The organism is Priestia sp. JV24 (genome assembly GCF_025910025.1).
Classification (GTDB): Bacteria; Bacillota; Bacilli; order Bacillales; family Bacillaceae_H; genus Priestia; species Priestia megaterium.
The window spans coordinates 1-22618 of record NZ_JAPCIN010000023.1; the positions used below are offsets into that span (position 1 = coordinate 1).

The 22618-nt window shown below is 38.1% G+C and carries 23 protein-coding genes and 1 pseudogene; 7 read left to right on the top strand and 17 right to left on the bottom strand.

Annotation, left to right across the window (positions count from 1 at the left end; translation table 11 throughout):
- Positions 1–347: pseudogene (locus OK414_RS21290) on the bottom strand (hypothetical protein); the annotation flags it as partial.
- A gap of 165 nt (positions 348–512) precedes the next feature.
- Here OK414_RS21290 and OK414_RS21295 point away from each other — a divergent pair.
- Together OK414_RS21295 and OK414_RS21300 are read left to right on the top strand one after the other, a co-directional pair.
- A complete protein-coding gene (locus tag OK414_RS21295; RefSeq protein WP_404932049.1) occupies positions 513–1940 on the top strand; it encodes a cryptochrome/photolyase family protein in 1428 nt (475 codons plus the stop codon).
- Between the two features lie 239 nt (positions 1941–2179).
- A complete protein-coding gene (locus tag OK414_RS21300; RefSeq protein ID WP_263045034.1) occupies positions 2180–3385 on the top strand; it encodes an ATP-binding protein in 1206 nt (401 codons plus the stop codon).
- A gap of 36 nt (positions 3386–3421) precedes the next feature.
- Here the strand turns inward: OK414_RS21300 and OK414_RS21305 are convergent, their stop codons facing one another.
- Both OK414_RS21305 and OK414_RS21310 read right to left on the bottom strand, forming a co-directional pair.
- A complete protein-coding gene (locus OK414_RS21305; protein ID WP_013084711.1) occupies positions 3422–3907 on the bottom strand; it encodes a metal-dependent hydrolase in 486 nt (161 codons plus the stop codon).
- A gap of 116 nt (positions 3908–4023) precedes the next feature.
- Positions 4024–4191, bottom strand: a complete 168-nt coding sequence (locus OK414_RS21310; protein WP_013058761.1) for a hypothetical protein — start codon at positions 4189–4191, stop codon at positions 4024–4026.
- Between the two features lie 118 nt (positions 4192–4309).
- On the opposite strand from OK414_RS21310, the gene OK414_RS21315 reads away from it, so the two are divergent.
- Positions 4310–4558, top strand: a complete 249-nt coding sequence (locus OK414_RS21315; RefSeq protein WP_129542265.1) for a hypothetical protein — start codon at positions 4310–4312, stop codon at positions 4556–4558.
- 36 nt (positions 4559–4594) lie between these two features.
- Here the strand turns inward: OK414_RS21315 and OK414_RS21320 are convergent, their stop codons facing one another.
- The 3 genes from OK414_RS21320 to gabT form a co-directional block, all read right to left on the bottom strand.
- Positions 4595–6019 carry an NAD-dependent succinate-semialdehyde dehydrogenase gene (locus OK414_RS21320; protein ID WP_013084712.1) on the bottom strand — a complete coding sequence of 475 codons (1425 nt, stop codon included), beginning with the start codon at positions 6017–6019 and terminating at the stop codon, positions 4595–4597.
- Between the two features lie 31 nt (positions 6020–6050).
- Positions 6051–7421, bottom strand: a complete 1371-nt coding sequence (locus tag OK414_RS21325; RefSeq protein ID WP_263045035.1) for a sigma-54 interaction domain-containing protein — start codon at positions 7419–7421, stop codon at positions 6051–6053.
- A 148-nt stretch (positions 7422–7569) separates the two neighbouring features.
- The gene (gene gabT, locus OK414_RS21330) at positions 7570–8925 is read right to left on the bottom strand and encodes a 4-aminobutyrate--2-oxoglutarate transaminase (RefSeq protein ID WP_014458523.1); all 1356 of its coding nucleotides are present in this window, start codon (positions 8923–8925) and stop codon (positions 7570–7572) included.
- Between the two features lie 276 nt (positions 8926–9201).
- Here gabT and OK414_RS21335 point away from each other — a divergent pair, with 276 nt between their 5' ends.
- The gene (locus tag OK414_RS21335) at positions 9202–9627 is read left to right on the top strand and encodes a DUF2621 domain-containing protein (RefSeq protein WP_263045036.1); all 426 of its coding nucleotides are present in this window, start codon (positions 9202–9204) and stop codon (positions 9625–9627) included.
- A gap of 31 nt (positions 9628–9658) precedes the next feature.
- On the opposite strand, the gene OK414_RS21340 is transcribed toward OK414_RS21335, so the two are convergent.
- The 3 genes from OK414_RS21340 to OK414_RS21350 all read right to left on the bottom strand — a co-directional run bounded on the left by OK414_RS21340 (position 9659) and on the right by OK414_RS21350 (position 11729).
- On the bottom strand, positions 9659–10150 hold the full coding sequence (locus tag OK414_RS21340) for a CcdC family protein (protein ID WP_016765340.1): 492 nt from the start codon (positions 10148–10150) through the stop codon (positions 9659–9661).
- A 104-nt stretch (positions 10151–10254) separates the two neighbouring features.
- Positions 10255–10812: a DUF2179 domain-containing protein gene (locus OK414_RS21345; RefSeq protein ID WP_034649310.1), complete on the bottom strand. Its 558-nt coding sequence runs from the start codon at positions 10810–10812 to the stop codon at positions 10255–10257.
- Positions 10813–11021: 209 nt separating this feature from the next.
- Positions 11022–11729: a cytochrome c biogenesis CcdA family protein gene (locus tag OK414_RS21350; RefSeq protein ID WP_034649306.1), complete on the bottom strand. Its 708-nt coding sequence runs from the start codon at positions 11727–11729 to the stop codon at positions 11022–11024.
- Between the two features lie 148 nt (positions 11730–11877).
- Here OK414_RS21350 and OK414_RS21355 point away from each other — a divergent pair, with 148 nt between their 5' ends.
- A complete protein-coding gene (locus OK414_RS21355) occupies positions 11878–12054 on the top strand; it encodes an aspartyl-phosphate phosphatase Spo0E family protein (RefSeq protein WP_013084718.1) in 177 nt (58 codons plus the stop codon).
- Positions 12055–12076: 22 nt separating this feature from the next.
- Here OK414_RS21355 and OK414_RS21360 read toward each other — a convergent pair whose 3' ends face one another.
- The 8 genes from OK414_RS21360 to yneA form a co-directional block, all read right to left on the bottom strand.
- Positions 12077–13882, bottom strand: coding sequence for an ABC transporter ATP-binding protein (locus OK414_RS21360; RefSeq protein WP_034649304.1), 1806 nt, complete (start codon positions 13880–13882; stop codon positions 12077–12079).
- Positions 13872–15635 carry an ABC transporter transmembrane domain-containing protein gene (locus OK414_RS21365; RefSeq protein WP_034649302.1) on the bottom strand — a complete coding sequence of 588 codons (1764 nt, stop codon included), beginning with the start codon at positions 15633–15635 and terminating at the stop codon, positions 13872–13874. Before OK414_RS21365 ends, OK414_RS21360 begins: the two co-directional genes overlap by 11 nt.
- Positions 15636–15725: 90 nt before the next feature.
- Complete coding sequence (locus OK414_RS21370; RefSeq protein WP_013058772.1) at positions 15726–15938, bottom strand: YneF family protein; 213 nt, start codon at positions 15936–15938, stop codon at positions 15726–15728.
- Positions 15939–16028: 90 nt separating this feature from the next.
- Positions 16029–16469, bottom strand: coding sequence for a sporulation inhibitor of replication protein SirA (gene sirA / locus OK414_RS21375; protein WP_013084721.1), 441 nt, complete (start codon positions 16467–16469; stop codon positions 16029–16031).
- 149 nt (positions 16470–16618) lie between these two features.
- The gene (gene tkt / locus OK414_RS21380) at positions 16619–18625 is read right to left on the bottom strand and encodes a transketolase (RefSeq protein WP_263045037.1); all 2007 of its coding nucleotides are present in this window, start codon (positions 18623–18625) and stop codon (positions 16619–16621) included.
- Between the two features lie 167 nt (positions 18626–18792).
- Positions 18793–19023, bottom strand: a complete 231-nt coding sequence (locus OK414_RS21385; protein WP_013058775.1) for a DUF896 domain-containing protein — start codon at positions 19021–19023, stop codon at positions 18793–18795.
- 69 nt (positions 19024–19092) lie between these two features.
- Positions 19093–19761, bottom strand: coding sequence for a recombinase family protein (locus OK414_RS21390; protein WP_034649300.1), 669 nt, complete (start codon positions 19759–19761; stop codon positions 19093–19095).
- A 53-nt stretch (positions 19762–19814) separates the two neighbouring features.
- Positions 19815–20144 carry a cell division suppressor protein YneA gene (gene yneA, locus OK414_RS21395; RefSeq protein ID WP_034649298.1) on the bottom strand — a complete coding sequence of 110 codons (330 nt, stop codon included), beginning with the start codon at positions 20142–20144 and terminating at the stop codon, positions 19815–19817.
- Between the two features lie 146 nt (positions 20145–20290).
- On the opposite strand from yneA, the gene lexA reads away from it, so the two are divergent.
- Both lexA and OK414_RS21405 read left to right on the top strand, forming a co-directional pair.
- Positions 20291–20908, top strand: a complete 618-nt coding sequence (gene lexA, locus OK414_RS21400) for a transcriptional repressor LexA (RefSeq protein WP_013058778.1) — start codon at positions 20291–20293, stop codon at positions 20906–20908.
- Positions 20909–21121: 213 nt separating this feature from the next.
- Entirely contained in the window at positions 21122–22567 is a 1446-nt protein-coding gene (locus tag OK414_RS21405) for a hypothetical protein (RefSeq protein WP_034649295.1), read from the top strand.
- The last annotated feature ends 51 nt before the right edge of the window (positions 22568–22618 follow it).

The following is a 22618-nucleotide window of genomic DNA, read 5'->3' on the forward strand; positions in this document are numbered from 1 at the left end:
CCTCCTTGCATTGGCGGCATTCCTCCTTGCATCGGCATCTGGTCCATTCCTCCGTGCATTGGCGGTAGCTCTCCGTACATTGGCATTTGAGCCATATCTTTTTGCATCGGTGGCATTTCGCCTTGCATCGGCATTTGATTCATTCCTCCATGCATCGGCGGCATTACATCTTTCATCGGCGGCATTTCTCCGTACATTGGCATTTGTTTTGTGCCTTCTTGCACCGGCATTGCCTGCATTTCTTTTGCAGAAGGCATAGGCGGCATTTTAGCAGGTTTAGGTGCTGCTTGCATATATGGATTGGATATCGGTTGTCCGGTTTGTTTCATTCCATACGAATTTCTCATTTTTAAGGGCTCCTTCCCATTCTCTTACTCCGTTTACGTTATTCTTTTTACCATCAATCTGAAATTCGTCCATAAGAAAATAGGCCTTCTACACATTCAAAATTGTAGAACGTATAAGAAAAAAGCTATAATCGAGGCAAATTGCAGATAGAAAGGTGGCACATGATGAATAAAACCATTATCGTATGGATTCGAAAAGATTTTCGGCTGGTTGATAACCCATCTCTATTTCACGCAGCTAAAGAAGGAATGGTTGTACCTGTTTATATCCATGATGACTATGAAGAAAGCTCAATGGGAAGTGCAAGTAAATGGTGGCTTCACCATGCGCTGAATGACTTTAAAAACTCGATCGAAAAAATACAAGGAACGCTGATTGTACAAAAAGGAAACCCTAAAGATGTGTTACAAAAACTACTCCATGAAACGAATGCCCAAGATATTTATTGGAATAGACGCTATGAACCACATGTGCTAAAAAGAGATAAAGAGCTTCAAGCTTTTTTTTCAGAGCAACAAATAAATATTCGCACATTTGAGGGGTTTCTCCTTCATGAACCTTGGAAAATCACAAAAGAAAATGGAGATCCTTATAAAGTGTTTACAGCTTACTATAAAGCTTCTCAAAAACATTCCGTATCTTCTGCTGTAAAAAAAGTTACTTCCATACAGGCTTCCTCTAAACCCGTTGAATCTCTTTCAGTCTCAGATCTCGATTTGCTTCCAAGCATACCGTGGGATAAAACGATTAAGTCGACGTGGGAAGCTACGGAAAAAAGCGCTATTGATGTGTTCAAAACGTTTTTAAAGAATAAGCTGCTTCATTATGAAAAAGGACGAGATTTTCCTGCTGAAGCATTAAATTCATGTCTATCTCCTTATTTCGCTGCAGGACAGCTCTCAGCTCGAGTTCTTTATCATTATTTGAGAACTAAAGCAGAAAAAGTACGTTCTGATGCTTTTGAACAGCAAGCTGAAATGTTTATTCGTCAACTTATATGGAGAGATTTTGCTTATCAGCTGCTTTATCATTTCCCGCACACTACAACTGAACCGCTTAATGAAAAATTCAAGCAATTTCAGTGGGCTGACGGCAATGAAGAGCTTCAAGCTTGGAAAAATGGAAAAACCGGCTATCCCCTTGTCGATGCCGGAATGCGGGAGCTGTGGGAAACAGGTTTTATGCACAATCGAGTTCGAATGGTAGCTGCTTCCTTTTTAGTAAAGCACCTTTTAATTCATTGGAAACACGGAGCAAATTGGTTTTTTGATACCTTAGTAGACGCAGATTTAGCTAATAACACAATGGGCTGGCAGTGGGTTGCAGGCTCGGGAGCAGACGCCGCGCCATATTTTCGTATTTTTAATCCAATTACTCAATCAGAAAAATTTGATAAAGAAGGAGAATATATTAAAAAGTGGCTTCCAGAGCTTAAGCATATTCCTTCTTCTTATATTCATAAACCTTGGGAGGCCCCAGCAGGCGTATTAGAAAAAGCAAACGTTACGCTTAATAAAACATATCCGACTCCAATTGTCGATCATAAAGCAGCTAGAGAGCGAGCGCTAGAGCATTATCAGCCTATCAAATAAGAGGTAAATCACGCCTCTTATTTGATAGGCTGAATTTTTTAAATGTTTAAAAATTCCATTTCGCATCTATTTGCAACTAAAAACATGTATTTGAAATCTATTTATAGGGTTTTCAAGCCCAGTTTCCCTCTCTATAGCACATTTGATTTTTCATATTTTTTCCTATAATTTGAATATATAATAATGATTATATATGCTTGAGAACTCTCTCATTGCATAGATCTGATTGGAGTGATTCGATGCCCGTTTGTCCTTCTTGTAACTATAAGGAAGATTATAATTTTTGCAGAATGTGCGGCACTCAAGTTCGGCACACCTTCACGAACCAAGAAGATCAGCTTTTTTATCCATTAAAAGATCGAATCATGACGGATGACAATGAACCAAAGCATCAAGCTATTTTATCTCATACCCATGATTTAGTATGTGCTATTACTGAAGATGGCATTTATGAATACGCTTCTCCTTCTTACGCTAAAACTTTAGGCGTTTATCCTGATGAGCTTATTGGACAACATGTGCTTATCAATGCGTATCCTGAAGACAAACACCTAATCTCGACTATTTTAGCTAACATGAGCAAAACAAAAGATGCCTCCACATTTGAATACCGAAAGTTTCACGTGAATGGCACCATCGTTTTATTAGAATGTAAAGGCGCTCCCATTATCACATCCACTGGAGAAATCGAAGGGTTTGTATTTGTCTCACGAGACGTAACAGAAAAAAGACAAGCAGAGAAAAAGATCCGAAATTCAGAAAAACTTTCTGTCATTGGTCACCTTGCTGCAAGTATCGCACACGAGGTTAGAAATCCTTTGACAACCATTAAAGGGTTTATACAACTGTTCAGTGAGACACAGCAGCCGAAAAAAACAATGATTTATCGAGATCTCATTCAGCATGAGCTCTCGCAAATTGAACATATTATCGCAGAATTTATGAGTTTAGCTAAACGAGAGTACGCATATACAGAAAGCCTTGTTATGACAGACTTGCTAGATGAGGTATTAAAGCAATTTGAACCGGTTACTGGAGTCAAAAATATCCACATCATTCGCCATTATCCAGAAGAACATCCCCTGCTCATTAGTGGGCAAAAAACACAGCTAACCCAAGCATTTATTCATATTATACAAAATGCCATTGATTCGATGGAAAGTGGCGGCAAGCTGACTGTATCGATTAAAAAATCAGCTAGAGAAACGCTATGTATTGTGATAAAAGATAGCGGATGTGGAATTGACTCAAAGCGTATCCCTCATATAGGAGAGCCTTTTTATACAACAAAAGAACGAGGAGTAGGCCTGGGACTAACCATTTGTAACAAAATTATTAATGAGCATAATGGTTTTTTTCACGTATCAAGCGAAGAAAATGACGGCACAAGCATTACCATTACCCTGCCTATGAAAACGCCTGAACTTTATGTGGTAGAAGTGTAAAAGAAGCCATCTGAGTAAATCAGATGGCTTCTTTCTTTAAAACAGCTGGGTGTACAGCTGATACTTATAAAGCATATAAAAACTTCCTATCACTGCCAGGTAAAAGATGAGAGTCTCTGCTCCACCACCTGTTTCATATGTTAAAGGAGGCTTAAACTTCTTCTTGCTAAGAGGAGAGAAAAAAGGTACCCCTCGTTTAGAAAAGAAATCTCCAAGAATATGAAAAGCGTATCCATAGGCTATCCCTAATGTAAAATCGTTGTTATACATCGTATGTAAATAAAAAATAAGTCCACTTGCAAGAATAGAATGCGTAATACCTCGGTGTCCAAAAATAGATTTAATGACTTTTGCGAGACCAAGAGATCTTCTACCAATATATGAATTTGGTTCATCAATATCAGGAAGCAGCGCTCCAATCGCAATGCCTACAACATAAGGAAATGTAAACGAAGCGTCTCCTGTTATAGCCACACCGGCACCGGCAGCAATCGATGTTGCAATATGTGTGTGATATCTCAAATATGCCACCTTCTTTCTTTTTCAACTTAAGGCAAGCACCGTGACCAAAATCATACATATGTTCGCCCAACGTTAACTATAAGTGAAGGTGGTAAAAATGTCAAAATAATCTATAGTTACGTAAACTGCAGACCGACTAACCCGATAAGCATCACAAGAAAACTAATAAGAGTACCCTTTCCATTTTTCTTTGCTCTTCCATCTTTTTTGACAATGGAATAAATCCACGTACTCGAATACACGGCGAATCCAAGAAAACCAAATAACGTGATATATGTAAACATGCCGAAACTCCTTTGCTTGTCATTACTATTAACTATACGAGATTTTATAAAAAAAAACAAAGTAGTATGACGGCTTGTTTAATATCTCTTTCTTTTTCTTATACTAAAAAGAGGAGGGATGGCTATGCACCAAAAGCAGTTGGAAGATATATTTGACTTTTATGGACTGAGCGAGGTTTATCGAGGCAAATTTGAAGATGTTGAACACCACTGGTTATTTAAAGACGCCGAGCCAACTATACTAGAAGATTTTTTTAATTCTCACGATTGCGAAGACCTTGAATGCTGTACTCTAGAAGAATTTTGTTTTTTATTCATGAATTTTCAATCAATCCATGCACAAATTCCCCACGTGTACTATTACTAAAAAAGTGATTTCGCAGGAAAGCGAAATCACTTTTTATTAAAAGCCTAAAGAAATATATTTTACTTCCAAATATTCTTCAATTCCGTAATGTCCGCCTTCACGTCCAAGTCCACTTTCTTTAAAGCCGCCAAACGGCGCTTGTGGTGTAGAAGGTAGTCCATCATTTAACCCTACAATACCATATTCTAAAGCTTCAGCAATACGAATAGCTTCTGAAATATTTTCAGTGAACACATAGGCTGCTAATCCGTAAGGAGAGTTATTTGCACGGCGAATAACTTCTTCTTCTGTTTGATACGTCGCAATTGGAGCAATTGGTCCGAATGTTTCTTCGTACATACAAAGCATGTCGTCCGTTGCACCATCTACAACCGTAGGCTCAACAAAAAGCCCGCTTCCCTCTTCGCGTACAGCCCCTCCAGTTAAGACATTTCCACCCTTTGCTACAACATCATCTAAGTGGCGCTTTACTTTTTCTAACGCTTTTTCATCGATTAAAGGTCCGATATCCGTACCTTCTTCTAAACCGTTTCCGACTTTCAGCTGACTAACAGCCGCTGCAAACTGCTCTGCGAACGGTTTAGCAATAGACTCGTGCACGTAGATGCGGTTTGTACATACGCATGTTTGACCAGCGTTACGGAATTTAGAAGCAATTGCATTTGTTACTGCTTTGTCTAAATCAGCATTTGCTGTTACGATAAACGGAGCGTGTCCGCCTAACTCTAAAGACACTTTTTTAACCGTATCAGCTGCTCCGCGCATTAACAGTTTACCTACTTCTGTAGAGCCCGTAAACGATAGTTTACGTACGCGTCCATCTTGAAGCCACGCTTCTCCAATCGCTTTTGCATCTCCCGTAACTACATTAATTACGCCTTTTGGAATACCCGCTTCTTGTGCAAGCTCTGCTAGTCGAAGAGCCGTTAGTGGCGTTTGTTCTGCGGGTTTAATAACCGCTGTACATCCAGCTGCTAAAGCTGGGGCTACTTTACGCGTAATCATAGCTGCCGGGAAGTTCCAAGGTGTAATAGCTGCCATGACTCCCACAGGCTGCTTATGAGCAAATAATCGTTTATTAGGAGAAGAAGCTGGAATTGTTTCTCCGTAAATGCGTTTGCCTTCTTCTGCGTACCATGAAACAAATCCGTTGGCATAGCCAATTTCACCTTTTGCTTCTTTAAGAGGCTTACCTTGCTCAACTGTCATTATTTCAGCAAGTTCATCCGTGTGTTCTTCGATCAGCTGATGCCATTTAAATAATAATTTACCGCGCTCTTCTGCTGTTTTTTTAGACCATGTTTGAAACGCTTCATAGGCAGCATCTGCTGCTAGCTTCGCTTCTTTTTCTCCACCTTTTGCAACAGCAGCCACTACTTCATTTGTTGCTGGATTTACCACTTCATATGTATCATTTGCTGAAACAAATTCTCCGTTAATATATAAGTTTGCTTGCTTCATATTTCTTCACTCCCTGCTTAAATTTATCTACTCAATATTCTGTGCTGTCCGAAACGTACTTTCGAATTTTACGACTGGCTTGCGATTGGCTAATACCAAGCTGTTCTGCTACTTTGTAAGACGACCTATGCTGTTCAAACGCCTTGATGACCATTTCTTTTTCCACATGTTCAATCATTTCAGGAAGCGTATGCACAGGTGGGTCGATAGCAAACTCTTTTGCAAATGGCAAGTCTTTAAGCGTAATCATTTCTTCTCCTGTAACAACCAGGCGCTCAATGATATTTTCCACTTCGCGAACGTTTCCTTTCCATTCCTGTCCTAAAAATGCATCTAATGCCTTTGGTGATAAGCGTACATTACGTTCATATACCGTATTAAAATGCTGAAGAAACTGATAGACAAGAGGCAGAATATCTTCTTTTCGCTCTCGTAAAGGTGGAATCGTAATTGGCACCACGTTAAGTCGATAGTACAAATCACGTCTAAACTTTCCTTCTTCGACCATTTGTTCTAGATTTTGATTCGTAGCAGCAATAATTCGTACGTCTATTGATACTGCTCTTGTTGAACCCACGGGACGAATTGTACGGTCTTGCAGCACATGGAGCAACTTACTTTGTGCTGAAAGAGAAAGTTCACCAATCTCATCTAGAAAAAGCGTGCCTTCGTTCGAAAGCTCAATGATCCCTTTTTTCCCTTCTCGAAATGCTCCAGTGAACGTACCGCCTTCATAGCCAAATAGCTCTGATTCAATAAGCTGTTCAGGAAGCGCTGCACAATTAAGCTCATGATACGGCTGCTGTTTTCTTGTACTAAGCTGGTGAAGCAGTTTTGCCACTCTGCTTTTTCCTACCCCTGTTTCTCCAAGTAAAAGAACGGTTGTATTTACAGAAGCAACTCGTTGAATGGTTGAAAAAACTTTTTTCATCGCTTCACTTTTTGTCACGATGCCTTCTAAATCCACGGCTTCGTTTAACTCTTTTTTATAGTTTTCAAGCTGTTCTTCCATCTCTTCTACTTTTCGTTTTAATTCCATTAAGTCTGTGAGATCCCGAGAATAGCTAATAACGCTTTTTAAATGCCCGTCGTTTGTAAATACCGGCCTTGTCCGCACATGAAGATACCGGCCGGAGTTTGTTTTTTGAACCAATTCAATTGCTTGATTAGATTCAATCACTTTTAGCGTGGCCGAAGGATAAAAAATCCCCATTTCCTGCAGTTCTTTTACGTGCTTTCCAATAAAATCTTCCACTTTCAAAGCATAGTTTTTTTCACACTCTGAATTTACAACTAACACATATCCATTTGCATCAGTTACAAAGATTTCATCAAATGATGACTCAAATATATCGTAAAGTTCGTCGTTAATTTGCTGAATATGCTTTTTATGAATGGTCATTTGAATCACCTTTTCGTCAAAAAATAATTATTATTTTATTTTATCAGAAAATGAAAAATCTATAAATAGAGTGTCCAAACATACCTATTCTTTGCGATTCATGAAGAATGAGTGAAGAGTTCTCTCTTCACTCATGTCTCAATTTCACTTACACTTCAACCGTTTGCTGTACGCTTGCTTCTAGTGCTGCTTCAAAAATAGCTAAGCCTTCTTCCAGCTGCTCATCTGTAATAACAATCGGCATTAAGATACGAAGAACGTTTCCAAATACTCCTGCGCTAAGCAGTAATAATCCACGTTTGTTTGCTTCTTTTACGATACGCTGTGTGAGCTCTTTGTCTGCTTCTTTTGTTTCACGGTCTTTCACAAGCTCAATCGCAGACATTGCTCCTAATCCGCGGATATCACCGATACAGTCATATTTTTCTGCTAGTTTTTCAAATCGTGATGTTACCACTTTTCCAAGGTACTCACCGCGTTCGTTTAGCTTTTCTTCTTCAATGATATCAAGTACAGCTAAAGCTGCTTCACATCCAAGAGGACTTCCGCAATACGTTCCGCCAAGCTCACCAGGATTAGATTCATCCATGATTTCAGCACGGCCAATGACACCGCTGATTGGTACGCCAGCTCCTAATGATTTTGATACCGTAATTAAATCAGGCTCAACGTCAAAATGTTCAATACCGAAGTAGCGGCCTGTACGTGCAAATCCTGCTTGAATTTCATCTGATACAAATAAAATTCCGTGCTCTTTACATAATTGATACACTTCTTGCACAAAGCGTTTACCTGGAACAATGAAACCACCTTCGCCTTGAATCGGCTCCATTACAACAGCTGCAATCGTTTCCGGTGCTACTTCTGTATTTAAGAAGTTTTTGAATTCTGTAATCATGAAATCTTCGTATGCTTCAACTGATAACCCTTGTGGACGGCGATACTCATAAGGATATGGAGCTTTGTATACTTCAGGAGCAAACGGTCCAAATTCATATTTATATGGTTTTACTTTACTTGTCATTGTCATTGTCATTAATGTACGGCCATGGAAACCGCGGTTAAAGGAAATAATTCCTTGGCGCTTTGTATATTTACGAGCAATTTTCACTGCGTTTTCTACAGCTTCTGCTCCGCTATTTAAAAGTAATACTTTCTTGTCAAATTCACCCGGTGCAATTGCTGCTAATCTTTCTGCAAGCTCTACGTATGACTCATACATCATTACGTTAAATCCCGTGTGAATAAAACGGTCTACTTGTTTGTGAAGCGCTTCTTTTACTTTTGGATGACTGTGCCCTACATTGATTGTGCCAATTGCGCCTACGAAATCAATAAACGTATTGCCATCGACATCTTTAACGATCGCCCCTTCAGCCGTATCAGCAAATGTCGGAATGCCATAACTTACACCTTTCGGAATGGCACGGTGTCTTCTATCTAATAATTGCTTTGCATTTTCTCCCGGTAAATTTGTTGCTACTTTGCTAAAAGTTTGACTCATTTTTTATCTTCCTCTCATATTAAATAATTCTTCAATTAGTTTATATGCAAAAAACGTGCCAACTTTTAAAAAGCTGAAAAATAAGCATTTTTAGATAATTCTAACGATATTTTACTCATCAATAAGTCTATATAAACTTATTGATGAGTCAATAAAGACTTTCCTCTCGCATAAAGTACAGGAATTTTATATTGCCATAAAAGGAACAAGGCTTTTATAATAAATGTATAAATATAGTAATGTTAGGATTGACCTCTTTATAAAGGAGTGAAAAATATGCTAGAGGGCTGGTTTTTATGGGTTATTTTATTTTGGGTGGTCTTTTTAATGAGCATGTTTGCTATCGGCGGATTTTTTATGTTCAGGAAATTTTTAAAGCGCTTACCAAAAGAAGACGGCATGTCTGAGCTTGATTGGCAAGATCACTATCTTTCCAAAACCGTCCACCTTTGGTCAGCGGATCAAAAGCAGCTATTAAACGTTCTTGTTGAACCAGTACCTGAACTATTTCGCGATGTAGCCAAACAAAAAATCGCGGGAAAAATTGGGGAACTCGCAATTGAGGAACAAGCAGCCTCTATAACGAAAGACTTAATCGTACGTGGATACATTTTAGCTACGCCTAAACGTGATCATAAATTTTTATTAAAAACATTAAAAAAGCAAAAAATAGATGCCGTCCCTTATCAGCATTTATTTTAAACTAAAAAAGGTGGCTGCGCAGCCACCTTTTTTAGTTTAATATCGTTGTATTCCCAAGACGATCATTATGCAGCTTTCGTTCGAGCTTTTTGTACGATGTGTACATAGCAATGCGCCACGGTACAATCATACCAAATGCTAAAATCCAGAACATACCGCCAAGCTGGCCAACATCAATTGAAGAACTTAAATATATTTTCATTGCAATTCGAATAATAAGCAAACCAATAATAATGAATGCAAAAGCTTTTGAACGCTTCAAGTAAATATGATCGTCACGAATTTCAAATTTAGACGTTTTAATTAACAGGATTGAGAAAATCATGCCTGCTATTAACGCCTCAAGCAGTTCTGCACCCGTTACTCGAAACATTGGAAAGATAAACATTAATGCTCCCGTACTCATAAAAAAAGGCGGAAGTATAATTTTTTTTGCATTCGTTGGTTTATCAGCAGCTTTCATTCGAATAACTAATATGAAAGAAGCCATAAAAATTGCGACAAGTGTTGAAGCAATAACCAATGAAATCCTTCCTTTACTATAGTTTAGTGTTTGCTTATATTATAATCCAAAAAACATCAGAAGTAAAAGTGCAACAAAAAAACAAAAGAGTGTCTCTTCTGTTTTTATTTAGTAGAGGTAAGATCCGCTTTTGCTTTTTGCTTTTGTTTTTGCTTTTTCATTGATTTTAGTAAGAACCCGCCTTTAAATTTACGCGGCTCGTACGAAATAATGAAAGCACGAGGCTCATATTCTTCAATGAATGCTAATAGCTCTTCTTCTCTACTTCTTTTTGTTAAAATGTCCAATCTATAGCGTGCACTGTCTCTTCCTTCTCCTTGGTAAACAGTAACACCAAAACCTTCCTGTCGAAGGCGGTTAATTAACTCTTCATTTTTGGTCATAAGGTTAACTAAGAATGTTGTATATCCGATAGCAAGTCTAGATTCGATATAACTTCCAAGAATAATTCCCACTCCAAACCCAACTGCATATACAACCATAGCAAGCGTGCTTTGATCTCCTGAAAATACAAGAGATAAGCCGAATACATAAATTAACGCTTCAACAAATCCAAAAACCGAGGCATACATACTCATACCTTTGACTAAAAAAATTGTGCGCAGCGTCAAGATCGGTACATAGATCAGTTGCAAAAGCAAGATTAACAAAATATCTTTCAATTTATACACCTCTTTTTAACAATTAAAAATATGACGATTTCATTGTATCACTCCGTATTTATAGAAGATATAGTAAAAAAATTTTTTTCTATATATTTTTTACATCATATTCTTGTATATTTCCTAAGAGCAAAAGTAACTATTTTATCTTTTGAAAAATAAAAAGAATCTGCCAATTATCAGATTCTTTTTTTTATCATCTTCCCTTTTTAAAAGCCCGTAAACCCTCCAAATACGCTCGTTGTATAAATAATAATTTTTGTCATCCAGTCAAAATACAAAATAAATCCCATACCGATCATTGCATATCCGCCAACTTTCATCATAGAATTCATATGTTTTTTTAACCAGTTCATTTTCCCGATAAAAAACGTCATAATAAAAAATGGAATAGAAAACCCAAGTGAATAAGCTATCATATACAAAAGACCGGAGCCTGGGTTTGTCGCTGCAAGGGCCATAACTGATACTAAAATAGGGCCCGTACACGGAGTCCAGCCGGCAGCAAAAGCCATACCAATAAAAGAAGAACCTAAGAGTCCAGCCGGCTTATTTGCGAATTTAAGCTTGTGTTCCTGCATAAGAATTCGAGGCTTAAAAATTCCTAGTACAACTAGACCAAAGAAAATAATAAGAATAGCGCCAATCTGCCGAATTAAATCCTTATAGTTAAAAAACCACTGACCAATAAAAGAAGTAGCAAAGCCAATCATAATGAAAATAACAGAAAACCCCAATAGAAAAAATGCTGTGTGAATAAAAGCTTTGCGCTGATGTGACTTAGCGCCTTCCTTTAGCTCGCTAACTGACACTCCCGTTATGTACGATAAAAAAGCTGGGTACAAAGGCAAACAGCAGGGTGAAATAAACGATAAAAACCCCGCGCCAAATGCCAAAAACAAATTTAAATCTCCCACATTTCCCACTTCCCTTTTTTGTTCTTTTTGTTCTTTTTGTTCTTTTTCGTTACCATTTTGTAACCAAATTGTCTTATCTCACTTCTTTCAAATAGTACCATTATCTTGTATAATTAGGTAAACGACTTGTTAGAAGGGATACATAGCATTGGCCAAAAAAGATATTCTATTAGCGATTGAAAAGAAACGAGAAGAACTCATCCGCATAGTCCGAGTAAGTGGATTAAACTCTCCACCTGCTATTAAACATAGTCAAGAATTAGATCATTTATTAAACGTTTACAATGAATTCCCTGCTCAAACAACAGAAACAACCTCTTCATGAAGGTTGTTTCTTTTTTTTACCTTCACTCTATCAATTCTGTATAAATCTCTTTTACTCCTGTTTCTTTGCTGAAATTCTCTTCTTTTTCACTGTGCTGAAGCTGATACATATTATAGTACAAACCGCCTTTGTTTAGCAGTTCAGTATGTGTGCCTTTTTCGACGATTTTTCCTTTATGCAGTACTAAAATACAGTCGGCGTGTTGAATAGTGGATAAACGATGGGCAATCGCAATTGTTGTACGGCCTTTTCCCATATCTCTTAACACTTCTTGAATCGCTTCTTCTGTTTGTGTATCAATGTGTGCTGTTGCTTCATCAAGAATAAGGATTTTAGGATTCCGGATGACCGTTCTTGCAAATGCTAAGAGCTGACGCTGGCCGCTTGATAAAGTGGAACCTCTTTCGACTAGCACTTCATTATACTTATTTGGAAGGGCTTCGATAAATGCATGAGCTTGCACAAATTCCGCCGCTGCTTTTACTTGTTCATCAGAAAAATGGTCTTCGTGCAGCGTAATATTTCGTTTCACGGTATCTGCAAATAAAAAGGCATCTTGAAGCACTAGCCCTACCTCATCTCGAAGCTGTTTATTTGAAAAAGACGATAGCGGTTTATTATCGATCAAAATGTCTCCTTTTTGCTGCTCATAAAAACGCATTAATAAATTAATGATGGAGCTTTTCCCGCTTCCCGTATGGCCTACTAAAGCCACTGTTTCTCCTTCGTTTACCGTAAACGATATATCAGAAAGTACATCTCGAACACCATCATAGGAAAACGTTACGTTTCTGAATTCTACCGTTCCTTTTTGTACCCCCTGCTTTTGTTCTCCTGTCATGACTGGATTTTTTTCTTTTTCATCCATCAAGTCAAATACCCGAGAGGCTGATACCATCGCTTGCTGATACATAGAGAGACGCTGCATCATTTCATTAACAGGCTCAAAAAAACGATCCAAGTAGTTGATAAACGCGTAAAGAACACCAATTTTAACAGGACTGTCAGCTACGGAAATACCAAAATAACTGAGCACAAGAATAACGGCCAAAATGTAAAGAATTTCGACTGCCGGCCTTAGCAGCAAACCATCTAACTTAATATTGCGCATCCCCGCTTTGTAATGTTCATCATTGATTTCTTCAAATTCCGAGCGCAGCCGCTTTTCTTGACGAAATAGCTGAATAATAGACATGCCTTGCAAAGACTCATGAAGCTTGGCATTTAACTGGCTTAGTTTCTCTCGAAGCTGTCCGTAGTAAATAGCGCTGTAATGCTGATAAAGCTTCATAAGTCCCCAAATGAACGGGAGAAGAACTAAACAATAAAAAGCCAGCTTCATATCTAGCATAAACATGGCTATAAAAATACCGACCAAAAATACCCCATTTTGAATAAAAACCGCGATGACTTCTACAAACATTTCTTTCATGGCTTCCGTGTCATTTGTAATTCGAGATACCAGGCTTCCCGTGGGCGTGTTGTCAAAAAAGCGAAGAGCCAAGCGATGAACATGAGAAAAAACGTCAATTCGAATCTGCTGAATAATTTGAAGCGCAATTTTTTGGAACTGCAGAAGCTGAAAGTATTGAACGACAATTTTTAAAAGCTGTAAAAGCAAATAACTGCTAGCCAGCCACACAAGAGGCTGAAGAGGCAAATACTTAGGAGTTAAATAATCGTCAATGAAAATTTTAATCAAAATGGGCCCTAATAAATCCGCAGCCGTAGCAATTAATAATAGTGTGAACGCTAAAAAAAATGATTTTTTATGCGGAATTGTATAGCGAAACAGACGTTTATGTACCGAAGAATGCTCAATTTTCATTTTTCGTCTCTCCTTCTTCTACCGCACGTTCAAGCTGCTGTCTATCGTACATATCCTGGTACCAGCCGCTCACGCTAAGCAGTTCCTCATGAGTTCCTCGCTGAATAATTTTCCCTTTATCAAATACAAGAATCAGGTCTGCATGAGTAACCGAGCTCAGCCGATGCGCTGTAATAATCGTTGTTCGATTTTGACGTTTCTGCTTCAGCGCTTGTAAAATACCCGCTTCCGTTTTTCCATCTACCGCTGATAGCGAGTCGTCTAAAATTAAAAGCTCAGGATCTAATAGAAGAGCTCTTGCAATCGAGATACGCTGTTTTTGTCCACCCGATAATGAAACGCCTTTTTCGCCTACTATTGTTTGATAGCCATCTGTAAAATCGAGAATGTCTCTATGTACATTGGCAACCTTAGCCGCTTCTTTAATCTCTTGATTGCTTGCTTCTCTTTTTCCAAAAGCGATATTATCAGCAACTGTTGTTGAAAACAAAAAGTGATCTTGAGGAACATATCCAATGCTTTTGTACAATGAATCAAAAGCATAGTCTTTAATGTCTTTTCCTCCCCATAAAACAGCTCCGTCTCTTACATCAAATTCACGAAGCAGCAGCTTTAAAATCGTGGTTTTCCCAGCACCCGTCTTTCCGACAATCCCTAACGTTTGACCGCGAGAAAGTGTAAAATAAATTTCGTTTAACGTATATGCGTCTTCTTTACCATACGAAAACCTATGAATAACAGCTTCAATATTTCCTGTTGGCATTTCAACGCTAGGATGCGCTGCTTCTTCAATCGAATTTTCTTCTTTTAATAAAGAAAATACCCTATCATATGATGCTCTTCCACGTTCTACAATGTTAAATAGCCAGCCAAACGCGAGCATCGGCCAAATAAGAAGGCCCAAATAAGTTGTAAAGGTAACAAGCTGACCCAGTGTTAACTCTTCACTAATAACCATCTTGCTGCCAAAAATAAGAGCAAGTAAAAAAGAAAGTGCTACAATAATCGAAATGGTCGGATCAAACAATGCATCTACTCGGGCTACTTTCATGTTCTTTTGCACAACATCTGCAGACTTAATGCGAAATTCTTCGACATCAGCTGCTTCTTCCCCAAACGTCTTAATGACTTTAATTCCGCTAATGCTTTCTTGAACCTTATCATTTAAAGTAGAAAATGCTGCTTGTGCGTGATGAAACCGCGCATGAAGCAATGTACCATAGTAACTTGTTAAAACGGCCATAAGCGGCATAGGAATAAGGCAAATAAGCGTTAATTTCCAGCTGATTGTGAGGGCCATTGTGCATAGAACAAGCCCTCCTGTGACAATGGAATCCACGAGTGTCAAAACGCCCGAACCTGCAGTTTGTTGAATAGCTTGAATATCGTTTGTTGCATGAGCCATCAGATCCCCAATTCGCCGCCGTTGATAAAAGGCCTGATTCATCTTGGTAAAATGAGTGTAGAGGGTATTTCTCAGCTGCTTGGCTAGTTTAACAGATGAACCAAATATCATAATACGCCATATGTATCTTGTGAAATAGGCCACAACAGCAGCTCCTAGCAAAATGCCAACCATCTGCATTAAGCGCTTTCCATTCAGCGTCCCTTCTTTAATGCCATCTACCGTTAAACCAATAATTTTAGGCGGGAGAAGTTCTAATGCTGCCACAATAATGAGCAGCGCTATCCCCGTTATATAAGACTTTTTTTCCTGTTTGAAAAACCACCATAACTCTCGAAAAATTTTCATCGTATCCCCCTAGCCCCACAACTATTTTCTTATCTCTATCATAAAACAAAAGACACCCTTCTGAATAGAGAGTGTCTGTCCAATTAACCATTATTTAATTTGGCCGTTCATTGCTTTCATCATTTGGTTAATTTTTTTCTGCGATGGTTTCATGCCCATTTGCATCATCATCATTTTTAACATTTGTTCATTAATTGGTGGATTTTTCTTCAGATAGCTCATCATATACTTACGAGCAATGAAAAATCCTAGCGCTATCCCAACAATTAATGCTAGAACACCAACTAGAATATACATTCCCATGGTATTACTTCCTCCTTCGTGTTGTCTAACTTACAGTGTACTAGACCATACGCTATTATACAATATTTCCGTTCCAATTTCCTTAAATAATTACACAAATTTTCTTGTTTTCACAGGCCTCAGCCAGCCGTATTCATCCGTTCCATAATTCACTGCTAAAAAACAAGGATCTAGCTTGCGTAATACTTCAAAAAAAGCTGTCTCAGCATCAACATTGCCATCTCCTTCAATTGTTATACAGCGATTCGTTAATTTTATAGATGCTCGACTTTTTTTATGAGGATATTCCAGCACAAACGTCTCTTGATGAGTAAAAAAATGAGGATAATGAGAAAACGCCTGAAGCAATTCTCGTTGAATAAATGAAATGGGCAGTTGGCGAGTAATGTAATGAACTTGTTTTTGTAAGTGCGTTTCCTGCAAGTGACGTTTCATTCTATATTCAATCAGCAGCTGATAAATGAGCTTTTCTCTTCGAAAATAGGATGATGCAACTTCTTCCTCCATTAAATATACTTCATACGTTCTCACGATTCATCCTCCCTTTCGGCTCGTTCTTTTTTGTACCATTATACCGAATGGTGTACGCAATGCTTGTCTATCGATGAAAAAATTCCTTTGTTTTTTTGTCGAAAAAAAAGAGCAGACCACAGGAGTCCGCTCTTTCTTATGAAAAAGAATTATGCATTAAGCAAGCTTTTCACTTTTGCTACTACATTTTCAACTGTAAAACCAAATTCTTTCATGATTGTTTCACCAGGAGCAGATGCACCGAAGTGATTAATACCAAGAACTTGTCCTTCGTCTCCAACATAGCGTTCCCAGCCAAGTGTAGAAGCCATTTCAATACCTAAACGTTTTTTCACTGATTTAGGGATAACACTTTCTTTGTACTCAGCAGATTGCTCTTCGAAACGGTCCCATGCAGGCATACTTACTACAGATACGTCAATGCCTTCTGCAGCTAATGCTTTTTGTGCTTCTACTGCTAGGCTTACTTCAGAGCCTGTTGCAAGTATTAATGCATCCGCTTGGTCTTTACCAGCTTTAGATACAACATATGCACCTTTAGACACGCCTTCGTATGCATTTTCTTTTGTACCTTCAAGCGTTGGCAAGTTTTGACGAGTCAATACAAGCGCCGTTGGGCGGTCAGTTGATTCTAATGCTAGGCGCCATGCAGCAGCTGTTTCATTTGCATCTGCAGGACGAACCACTGAAAGACCTGGCATTGCACGAAGTGATGGTAATTGTTCAATTGGCTCATGTGTTGGGCCGTCTTCTCCAACTGCGATACTGTCATGTGTGAATACATATGTTACAGGAAGCTTCATTAAAGCTGCTAAGCGAATTGCTGGGCGAAGATAATCAGAGAATACAAAGAATGTTCCTCCGAATACTTTTACACCGCCGTGTAGAGCCATACCGTTTAATGCAGCTCCCATTGCAAATTCACGTACACCAAACCAGATATTACGTCCGCTGTAATCAGCTGCAGTGAAGTCTTCTGAACCTTTAATCATTGTTTTATTTGAGCCAGCTAAGTCAGCTGAACCGCCGAAGAATTGAGGTACAGCTTGTGCTACTGCGTTTAATACTTCTCCAGAAGAAGCACGGCTAGCTAGGCTTGAACCCGTTTCGTATGCTGGAAGCGTTTCTTCCCAGCCTTCCGGTAACTTTCCTTCTACTGCTAGTTCAAATTGACGACCTAGTTCAGGGTATTTTTCTTTATACTGTGCAAATACATCGTTCCATTCGTTTTCTTTCTTTTGGCCATCTTCAGCAATTGTAGCTTTGAAGTGAGCATACACTTCTTCTGGCACATAGAAATCTTCTTCAAATGTCCATGCATAAGCTTCTTTTGTTAATTTTGTTTCATCGGAACCTAATGGAGAACCGTGCACGCCAGAAGTACCCGCGTGGTTTGGAGAACCAAATCCGATTGTTGTTTTTACTTCAATTAGCGTTGGGCGTATTAAATCGCCTTTTGCTTCTTCAATTGCGTTTGCAATCGCTGTCAAGTCATTGCCGTCTTCAACGCGGATTACTTGCCATCCGTAAGCTTTGAAACGATCTTCTACGTTTTCAGAGAACGAGCGATCTAAATCTCCGTCTAAAGAAATATCATTTGAATCGTATAAAACAACTAAACGTCCTAATTTTAAATGTGCTGCTAATGAAGCTGCTTCAGCAGATACACCTTCCATTAAGTCTCCGTCACCACAAATACCATACGTAAAGTGGTCTACAATTTCTAAACCTTCTTTGTTGTATGTTTCAGCTAAATGACGTTCTGCCATTGCTTTACCAACAGCCATTGCAATACCTTGTCCTAGTGGGCCAGTTGTTGCATCAACACCTGCTGTATGACCGAACTCTGGATGACCTGGTGTTTTACTTCCCCATTGACGGAAGTTTTTAAGGTCTTCAATTGATAAGTCATATCCAGCTAAATGAAGCAAGCTGTATAATAGTGCCGATCCGTGTCCTGCTGATAATACAAAGCGGTCACGGTTGAACCAGTTTGGATTCTTTGGATTGATGTTCATAAATTTTGTCCACAATGTATATGCCATTGGAGCAGCTCCCATTGGCATACCTGGGTGACCTGAATTTGCTTTTTCAATCGCATCGATTGATAAAGTACGAATTGTTGCAATCGAAAGATCTTCAATACGTTGTGTCATACTCTTCATTCCTTTCAAAACTATGTACATATGTTATCATACTAATGATTTGCTTATTTGTACAATACTTGAACCAAAAAATTTTCCACTTTTACAGTTTTTGTGTGCCTTATTAAAAATATACAAAAAACTAGAGGGAACATTCCCTCTAGTTTTACTAGAACGTCTTAGTGAAGACGCTTCTTTTTACTCTCTTTTAACTTCTTAGGCGTAACATCTTTACCTTCTTCGTCCACAACTTTAATCGTATGAAGGTGATTTGTCATAGATTGTCGGAAAACTTTTAAATATTCCTGACGTAGCTCTTGCTGTTCTTTCGCTTCAGATTCTGTCAGACCTTCAGCCTTTGCCTTTTTTGAAAGAGCATTAATACGAGCAAGTTTATCTTTTGATAGCATATAAAACCTATCTCCTTATAATCAATAATTAAAATTACCGAACCGTTCCGGCAACATGTAGTCATCTTACTAAATCTCTTTCGTTTTATCAAGAGATTGAGCACTCTCTTGGTATTCTTGATAGCGGCGATGTACCGTCGCTTTTGAAATATTATAGCCAAAACCTTTTAGCGTAACTGAGATTTCAGCAAAGGTTAAGCCGTTATGACGAAGGCGGACAATTTCTTCAATTGGCGCTTCTTTTTTTTCTCTTCCCGAGTTAACTCCTTGATTTTTTAAATTTTGCTGCGGACGATAACCGTTTTCTACAGCTCTTTTCATTCCTCTTTTAATTTTAGCATTATGTAATTTCCGCTGATGCTCTTCCACTAAGCTAATAATATCTAACACCATTGAATCAGATTCTGAAAGCTGAAGCTGGCCTTGATGACTAATCGTATAGATGGTAGCATTTTCTTTATGAAAAGCATGAAGCAGCGCAATTCGGGCATTTCCTCTGCCTAATCGTGTTTCATCTTGAATAAGCAACACAGATATTTTTTCTTCTTTCATTGTATGAAGAACATCCAAAATACCCTCTCTGTCTACTTCATATCCGCTTGCTTTTTCCATTACGACTTTTTTTACGTCTAGATGGTGAAGATCAGCAAGCTTTTTTAATTCTTCTTGCTGGCGCTGTAAAGATGTTTCTTGGGTTTTTTTATCCGTACTGACACGGCAATAAATAATGGCATCCACTTTTATCACGACCTTTTCGGCTTCTAACAATATTCAGGAACGACCGTTACACACTACTGTTCAATTGCCACTTGATTATGTAACTCTTTTTTTAAAACAGGAATATATAATTTATCTCCAGGAGATAAAGACTGGACAGTGTCTGAGTTTAAGTCATTGACGTCTTCAACCCATTTGACAAATTCATTGGTGGTCAAATGATGGTGATTATGATACTTGTTGGACAATTCCCAAAGCGTATCTCCTTTTGTGATAGTAACCGTTGAATATTTGTCTAAATCTACTTTATCCGCTCCTAAAACCAGCGTCAATACATATGTAAGTGCAGCGATAACTGCAAAAAAAATAGCGTAATGTTTCATAGAATGTAAGAATTGTTGCATATTATGATCCCCCTATCAGAATATATGTTCTTATTTTAGTGAGAACATTTGTTTCTGTCAATGGAATTCTTCGAACTTATGTTTGTATATTGACACATCACGTGGTATAATTCACCTAAAGAATAGCTAAAATTGAGGTGAAAAATATGAAGCTATCAAAACGTCAACAAGACATACTAGATTTTATTAAGCATGAAGTAAAATTAAAAGGTTATCCGCCTTCTGTTCGTGAGATTGGGGAAGCGGTAGGATTAGCCTCTAGCTCCACTGTACACGGACATTTAGCTCGTTTAGAAAGCAAAGGGTTAATTCGCAGAGATCCGACAAAACCAAGAGCAATCGAAGTTCTTCAACTAGACGAAGTAAACATCCCTAAAAGCAATGTCATTAATGTTCCTGTTATCGGTAAAGTAACAGCGGGTCTGCCTATAACAGCCGTTGAAAATGTGGAAGAATATTTCCCTCTTCCAGATAAATTCGTTTCTCCAGATGATCATGTATTTATGCTTGAAATTATGGGAGAAAGTATGATTGAAGCAGGTATTCTAGATGGCGATATGGTAATCGTACGTCAGCAGCAAACAGCTAATAATGGAGATATTGTGGTCGCTATGACCGAAGACAACGAAGCAACGGTAAAACGTTTCTTTAAAGAAGAAAATTTCGTTCGTTTACAGCCTGAAAATTCAACGATGGCGCCTATTATTCTTCGCCACGTAACGATTTTAGGAAAAGTAACTGGTGTATATCGCACGATTCACTAATCAGACACTGTATGTAAAACCAACTAATCATGATGTTAGTTGGTTTTTTTACGTTTGTTTTCTAAAAAAATTGGCATATTATAAATGATACGTTGAATCATCGCAGGCAGGTAGAACGGTTTTTGTAAATCTTGTTTTACCTTTTTTACTTTCTACCTGCATTTCCTCGACTCTTACAAGGAAATACAACCGACTATAAGAAGGATGTAGTTTATGACCAATACACCAAGGAAAACAGAACCATTTCAAACCATTGTACCTACCAAAGCAATGAACATGTTTCTTTTTCCTTTTTCCTTTGACCGAAAAAATAAAGAGCAGCTTGTTCATGCACTAGAAGCAAATTTGTTTGAGTTTTTTTCCATTCAAAACAAACATGTAGAAAAAGAATACTACGGAGAACAGTATTACGTATCTCATGATAGCTTGGATCAATATTTTCTTCCTTACATTGAATGTATTCTATTCCCTGATTCCTGCGAAAAAGAAGGCTTGCTTCGATTTTCAAAAAAAATAGACCATACCGTTACGCTACAAACTTCCTCCACCACCGTGTCTAGCAACGTGCTGTCTGTGGATGTTTTTTTATGTCCTTTTGAAATTGGCGTCATGACCATTCGCACTGAGATGAGTCATAATCATTACACCTATGATGACATTTTAGAATTCATGAATCATTTTCGTGTATTAGAACCGAAGCTTGCTGAAGAGCATGGATCCACCATTACCTATGAACATCATCGCTATAGCAAAGTACAGGATTATATTTTTTCACAGCTTGCGCCATTTTTGAACGAACACATCAAAAAAGAAGCCACGCGTGAACAGCATGTAGGGAGCCTTCCTTATTTTATCGATGAACGGATGTTTGTATTAAGTTATGTAACGGTAAATCAAGAGCAAGAGATTAACTCCACAACTTTATTTCGTACTGGGCAGCTAAATAGCTATACGCCTGACGGGAAACCGTTTATCTCTGCACACAACCACGAGTATATTAAAACGTATAATACCAAACACGTGTACTCCAGATGGGCTCCTGAAACCTATTACGTTATAACAGACCATGTGTTTTCGTGTATTTCTAAATCGACAGACTCTAAAACGGATCAGCTTTTGATGAATCATCTATTTGGCCAGCATTACTATAATTTATTTTTGCATTTTTTCTATAAAATCGTGTTGCTAAAACTATCTTATGAGTATTCTCAGCTCACGTTTCATAAAAATTCAGAGGGCATTGAGCGACTAATCCGCTCTATTACCGTATTTTCAGGTAAATATTTATTTTTAGAAATTAGCTCTCGCACAGAAGGTCAAGAGTTTTCTGAGCTCTTTAAAAAAATCTTCCACATCAATTCTCTTTATCAAGAAGTCAAAGAAACCCTTGGTACTTTGTATCAAAATCAAGAGAAAATCGCGGCCAAGCGTCACAATTACTTATTATTAATTTTAACGATTTATACCGTTCTTTCCGGTATTTACGGAATGAATTTAGTTATTAGCAAGCTAAAGGGAAACATCAATTGGGATAGTATGAAGCAGTTTTCTATCTTTGAATATATCGCTTTAATAGTAGCTCTATCAGGAATTCTGATCAGCATTAGTCTCGGAGTGAGCTCCCTATGGAATTTATTAAAAGATCGATTTAAAACATAAAAGCTGTTCGCATACTTATGGATGCAAACAGCTTTTTCTATTACGAAATCT

What these genes read in the sequence shown, in the direction of transcription:
- lexA (WP_013058778.1), top strand. Translation starts at nt 20,291, where the DNA reads ATGAAGCTATCAAAACGTCAACAAGACATACTAGATTTTATTAAGCAT.
- tkt (WP_263045037.1), bottom strand. Translation starts at nt 18,625, where the DNA reads ATGACACAACGTATTGAAGATCTTTCGATTGCAACAATTCGTACTTTA.
- OK414_RS21310 (WP_013058761.1), bottom strand. Translation starts at nt 4,191, where the DNA reads ATGTTTACATATATCACGTTATTTGGTTTTCTTGGATTCGCCGTGTAT.
- OK414_RS21335 (WP_263045036.1), top strand. Translation starts at nt 9,202, where the DNA reads ATGCTAGAGGGCTGGTTTTTATGGGTTATTTTATTTTGGGTGGTCTTT.
- OK414_RS21325 (WP_263045035.1), bottom strand. Translation starts at nt 7,421, where the DNA reads ATGACCATTCATAAAAAGCATATTCAGCAAATTAACGACGAACTTTAC.
- OK414_RS21360 (WP_034649304.1), bottom strand. Translation starts at nt 13,882, where the DNA reads ATGAAAATTGAGCATTCTTCGGTACATAAACGTCTGTTTCGCTATACA.
- OK414_RS21320 (WP_013084712.1), bottom strand. Translation starts at nt 6,019, where the DNA reads ATGAAGCAAGCAAACTTATATATTAACGGAGAATTTGTTTCAGCAAAT.
- OK414_RS21300 (WP_263045034.1), top strand. Translation starts at nt 2,180, where the DNA reads ATGCCCGTTTGTCCTTCTTGTAACTATAAGGAAGATTATAATTTTTGC.
- OK414_RS21370 (WP_013058772.1), bottom strand. Translation starts at nt 15,938, where the DNA reads ATGGGAATGTATATTCTAGTTGGTGTTCTAGCATTAATTGTTGGGATA.
- OK414_RS21405 (WP_034649295.1), top strand. Translation starts at nt 21,122, where the DNA reads ATGACCAATACACCAAGGAAAACAGAACCATTTCAAACCATTGTACCT.
- yneA (WP_034649298.1), bottom strand. Translation starts at nt 20,144, where the DNA reads ATGCAACAATTCTTACATTCTATGAAACATTACGCTATTTTTTTTGCA.
- OK414_RS21385 (WP_013058775.1), bottom strand. Translation starts at nt 19,023, where the DNA reads ATGCTATCAAAAGATAAACTTGCTCGTATTAATGCTCTTTCAAAAAAG.
- OK414_RS21315 (WP_129542265.1), top strand. Translation starts at nt 4,310, where the DNA reads ATGGCTATGCACCAAAAGCAGTTGGAAGATATATTTGACTTTTATGGA.
- gabT (WP_014458523.1), bottom strand. Translation starts at nt 8,925, where the DNA reads ATGAGTCAAACTTTTAGCAAAGTAGCAACAAATTTACCGGGAGAAAAT.
- OK414_RS21295 (WP_404932049.1), top strand. Translation starts at nt 513, where the DNA reads ATGAATAAAACCATTATCGTATGGATTCGAAAAGATTTTCGGCTGGTT.
- OK414_RS21365 (WP_034649302.1), bottom strand. Translation starts at nt 15,635, where the DNA reads ATGAAAATTTTTCGAGAGTTATGGTGGTTTTTCAAACAGGAAAAAAAG.